The 5,127-nt window shown below is 41.6% G+C and carries 4 protein-coding genes; all 4 read left to right on the forward strand.

Going from position 1 to position 5,127, the window contains the following annotated elements; genetic code table 11:
* The first annotated feature begins 80 nt into the window (after positions 1-80).
* A complete protein-coding gene (locus tag IH598_01590; GenBank protein ID MBE0637196.1) occupies positions 81-1,853 on the forward strand; it encodes a Cache 3/Cache 2 fusion domain-containing protein in 1,773 nt (590 codons plus the stop codon).
* A 191-nt stretch (positions 1,854-2,044) separates the two neighbouring features.
* Positions 2,045-3,160: a response regulator gene (locus tag IH598_01595; protein ID MBE0637197.1), complete on the forward strand. Its 1,116-nt coding sequence runs from the start codon at positions 2,045-2,047 to the stop codon at positions 3,158-3,160.
* A 1-nt stretch (position 3,161) separates the two neighbouring features.
* Positions 3,162-3,920, forward strand: coding sequence for a metallophosphoesterase (locus IH598_01600; protein ID MBE0637198.1), 759 nt, complete (start codon positions 3,162-3,164; stop codon positions 3,918-3,920).
* 29 nt (positions 3,921-3,949) lie between these two features.
* Positions 3,950-5,127: esterase family protein (locus IH598_01605; protein MBE0637199.1), on the forward strand; the 1,178-nt coding region annotated here is incomplete at its 3' end.

Consider the following 5,127-nt stretch of genomic DNA (forward strand, 5'->3'; position numbering starts at 1 on the left):
GTTGAAAATCCAAATGAAAGACTTTTGAGACAGTCTCTTTTGTTTTATCCTTTGCCTAACCGGCAGTTTGTATTAAACCTATGAAAATCCGAATCAGAATCCCATTAAAGCTGAGGCTATTCCTACCGGTCTCACTCATCATCATTGTTGTTGTAACAGCAGTTACAGCGCTATTTATCAACCGGTCGATCAATACGTTCAATGACCAGATCAGTAAAAACCTCGAACTCGAAGTAAAAACCATTTCCAAGATGTTCGAACGTGAGAGCATATTAAAGTTGGAGAAGGTACAGTCAAACCTAAGGGTTGCCAACTCCTACTTTTACAACTTCCCCCTGGAAGTCATCAATAAAACAATCGAAATAGATCTGGAAAATCAGGAAAATGGCATGATCCATAAAGGGGTGATAAATGAATGGAAATACAATTCAAAGCCTTTGCTTAACAGTGTTGAGTTTGTGGATTACCTCGAGGGGATTATTGGTGGTACCATCACCATTTTTCAGAAAAGTGACAGTGGTTTTGTCAGGGTATCAACCAATGTGAGGAAAGTGAGCGGACAGCGTGCCGTCGGAACTTATATCCCGAATAGTTCAAAAGTTATTGAAGCGATCATGAAAGGCGAGGTTTATTTTGGTCGGGCATTGGTTGTTGACGAGTGGTACACCACCGCCTATGAGCCCATTTCGATTGATGGCCAGATTGTCGGAATTCTTTATGTTGGAGATAAGGAGAAAGATATGGATGAGTTGAAGAAAATACTCCATACGCTGAAAATCGGGAAAAGTGGTTACCCTATGGTTTTTGACAAGGATGGCCACCTTATGATCCACCCGTTCCTCAAAGACGGATCGTCAAAAGAAAGTACCTTTTTCAAACAAATGAAAGGCCTGGAGCAGGGACAATTTGAATTCAAAAAAGGGGAAGAAAGAAAAACAGTAGCGTTTCGGTATTTCGAAAAGTTCGAGCTATACATTGCCGCCTCTATTATTCCAAAAATCGAAAACCGGGATTTTGTTCAGCGGGCAATCAGAGGAGCGGCATCAGTTGGGATCCTTGCTGTGTTGCTGCTCATGGGTCTCATCTATCGGTTCACAACCGAGCGCCTTTACCGCTATTTTAGCGAGTGGCAAATGTCGAAGAAAAAATTGGCTACTGCTGAATTAGCGCTGAAACATTCAGAAAAACTGGCCAACATGGGTCAAATTTCAGCCGGTATTGCCCACGAATTGAACAACCCACTTGGAGTAATCACCATGTACAGTAACATCCTGCTCGAAGAGTTGAAAGATGACAACCCAATAAAAAGTGACATTAAACTGATAGCAGAGCAAGCTGACAGGTGCAAAAATATTGTTAGTGGTCTGCTGAATTTCGCCCGAAAGAACAAGTTGAAGGTTGAAGAAGTTGATATTGTAGATTTTATGAAACGCAGTCTGAACAACGTAGTTATCCCTCCAATTGTGAAAACAAATGTCAATTCCGAAATTGAAGACCCGATGATCATGATGGATACCGACCAGATGCTACAGGCTGTGACTAACCTGGAAAAAAACGCTGTGGAAGCCATGCCTAAAGGAGGAGAGATAAACATTCATATTGATGGTGATGCTGAAAATGTTCAGATCCGAATTTCAGATACAGGTACCGGCATCGCCAAAGAAAACATTGAAAAACTGTTTACACCATTTTTTACAACCAAAGAACTCGGAAAAGGAACCGGATTAGGATTGCCTTTGGTTTATGGCATTATTAAAATGCACAAAGGGAAAATTGCTGTCAAATCCAATAATGATCCTCACGAGGGCAAGACAGGAACAGAGTTCATTATTACTTTACCGAGGATTAATTAGGTTAAAGAATGGAGGAACGAGTGATGGAGTGATCATACGGATGAAATTGTAGCGATTACCAAAAATGTGAAATTTTTACATAAAGCGGCTAAAGTACCTGGAATATATAAAGTTGGGAGCAATTAGACGGGTTAATTCAGACTGTTGAGCGTTTAAAAATATAAGAATTCTTACCTATAAAAACTATAACCATGAAGCTAAAATTATTGATCGTTGACGATGAGCCTGGCATCAGATCGGGTGTGGAACGCGTATTGCGCAATTTCACGGTGGGTTACCCCTTTATGGAAGAAGATTTTTCGTTCGATATCCTTGAAGCCGATACGGGCGAAAAAGCCATCGAAATGATCGAATCCATGCCCCTTGATATCATTCTGCTCGACAACAAACTACCGGGAATGGATGGTATCGAAGTGCTCGAATACATCAAGACCAAAGAGTACGACATTTCGGTGATGATGATCACCTCCTATGCCTCGCTTGAACTTGCCATCAAGGCCACTAACAATGGAGCATTCAACTTTGTGCCAAAGCCGTTTACGCCCCAGGAACTTAAAACTTCGGTCGAAAACATCACCAAAAACCTTTATCTCAAAAGGATGACACGGCAAATGAAAGAGGAAGGCAAGCAGGTCAGATTTCAGTTTCTGTCGGTGTTATCTCACGAGCTCAAATCTCCAATCAATGCTATTGAAGGGTATCTGAAAATCATGAAGGAAAAGCAGGTGGGCGAAACGGTGGATGATTATATGGAAATGATCAACCGGTCGATGGACAGGATCAAGGGAATGCGCACCCTGATTTTCGACCTGCTCGATCTTACCCGCATCGAATCCGGAAAGAAAACAAGGGACTTGAGGAATATAGATCTCCACGATGTAGCCAAAACCGTCGTTGATTCTGTGGAACCCCTCGCCATTCAGCACAATATTAAAGTCTATCTCGACTGCGAGGAAAACCTTTATATTACTGCCGACAGCAACGAGATGGAGATTGTCATGAATAATTTTGTTTCCAATGCAGTAAAGTACAACAAAGAAAACGGGAAAGTTTATGTAACCCTAAAGAAAAAAAGCGACCACCTTCTCATCATTGTTGAAGACACAGGAATTGGCATCAGTAAAGAAGACCAGGGGCTCCTTTTCCAGGATTTTGTGAGGATAAAAAACAGCCAGACAAAATTTGTTACCGGAAGCGGGCTCGGCTTATCAATTGCCAAAAAAATCGTTGAACTCTACAATGGTTCAATTGATATGGAAAGTACACCCAATGTGGGAAGTAAATTTACAGTAAAAATTCCGGTTTAAAATGAAAATCCAATTTGCCTCAGACCTCCATCTCGAGTTCCCAAAAAATAAGGAATTCCTGAAAGCCAATCCATTGCAGCCATCCGGTGAGGTGTTAATCCTGGCGGGAGATATAGTGCCATTCGCTATCATGGACAAACACAACGATTTTTTCGATTATGTCTCAACCCATTTCCAGCAAACCTGGTGGATACCCGGTAATCATGAGTATTACCGCTCTGATATTACCCAAAGAAGCGGAACGATGCAGGAAAGAATTCGAAATAATGTTCATCTGGTAAATAACATCACACTGTTTCGCAACAACATCCGGTTTATTTTTTCCAGCCTCTGGTCAAAAATTAATCCCGGGTGCGAATGGGAAATCGAAAAAGGGATTAGCGACTTCCAACTGATCAAATATAAAGGCGCCCGTTTCACATCGAACCATTACAATGATTTGCATGAGGAAAGCCTGGATTTTTTAAAAACGGAACTCAAGGAACCATCATTTGGTAAAACAATCGTTGTTACCCACCATGCACCTACCTTTAATAAATATCCCGAAAAATACCAGGGTGACATTTTGAATGGAGCTTTTGCCGTTGAGTTGTCCGATCTGATCGTAACTTCACAAGCAGATTGCTGGATTTATGGACATATTCATTATATGGTTCCTGACTATTATATCGGAAAAACAAAAATGATTTCCAACCAATTGGGGTATGTTGAATTTGGCGAGCATAAATTATTTCGATCAGATAAGATCATCAAATTGTAGGAAAATGAAAATACCAAATTAGTTATCCAATGAATTCAAAAGAACTTAACTCAATTTTGCCCAAAGTCTTTCTGCTGCTGGTATTAGCCAGTATTTTAAGCTGTGCAACCAACACCAATCAGGATAATCAGAGCAATATCAACATGGAATACTTGTTTCAGGGCAGCCGGCTTTATGCTTTTGGCTTGTCACTTCAGAATTTTCCCGAAAATGAACGTGACTCAGTGATTAACGATTTCATCAGGGAATACCCAACTACTCCTATCTTTGAGTCTGATACAGTAGTCAGCCTGTATTGGTACGGGAAAGCAGACCAGGTGCTTATCTACAGTGATCTTCACGGATGGTCTGTGCCTGATACACTCAATTCGATACCCTGCGGCGGGTTCACTTTTTTCCATAAAAGTTACATCTTACCTTTTGATGCAAGGATTGACTATCAATTCCAGATTGATACGCTGTTTACAATTGATGAGCGCAATCCATCAATCACACCAAGTGGTTACGGACCTCATTCCGAAATTGCCATGCCCGGATTCAAGCCTGATCCGATCCGGCAACACAGGCAAGATATTCTTCATGGGTCTCTCGACAGCTTGTTGCTCGTAAGTAAAAGCTCTGATATTCAGTCAAGAAAAGCTATGGTGTATCTCCCCTATGGCATAGACAGCCTTGACCAGCTGCCCGTTTTGTATGTCTTGGACGGATTGGAAGCCATCGAATACATGTCCTACCCTACCGTATTGGATAACCTGATTGCCGATGGAAAAATAGAACCGCTGATTGTTGTTTTTATCCCACCCGTCGAGCGTCATGTAGAATTCATCGGAGAAAAGCACGATGATTTCCTGGCAGTGCTTTGTGACGAGTTTGTTCCACATGTTGATAAAACCTATAAAACCCAAGCCCAACCCGAAAAGAGAGGTATTACCGGCATCAGCAGTGGAGGGCACTTTGCTTTGCTTGCTGTTTTGAGCCGGCCTGATGTATTTCTTTGCGGCGCCGGCCAATCGCCTACAATGTCCAATGCCTTACTAGAGGCGCTCCACAATTTTTCTTCAGAAAAGATTAATTATCCTTCATTACATTTTTACTTTGATGTTGGACGATTCGATTTGGCGAATGGAACCATCAACAACCAGACTTTTTTGGAAGCGAACGAACACTTCAGCCGGGAGTTGACTTCAGCCGGGATAAGTTACAGATT

This window comes from Bacteroidales bacterium, from assembly GCA_014860585.1.
GTDB lineage: Bacteria > Bacteroidota > Bacteroidia > Bacteroidales > 4484-276 > RZYY01.

Coding starts and splice junctions, on each gene's coding strand:
- IH598_01590 (MBE0637196.1), top strand. CDS start 81: ATGAAAATCCGAATCAGAATCCCATTAAAGCTGAGGCTATTCCTACCG.
- IH598_01600 (MBE0637198.1), top strand. CDS start 3,162: ATGAAAATCCAATTTGCCTCAGACCTCCATCTCGAGTTCCCAAAAAAT.
- IH598_01595 (MBE0637197.1), top strand. CDS start 2,045: ATGAAGCTAAAATTATTGATCGTTGACGATGAGCCTGGCATCAGATCG.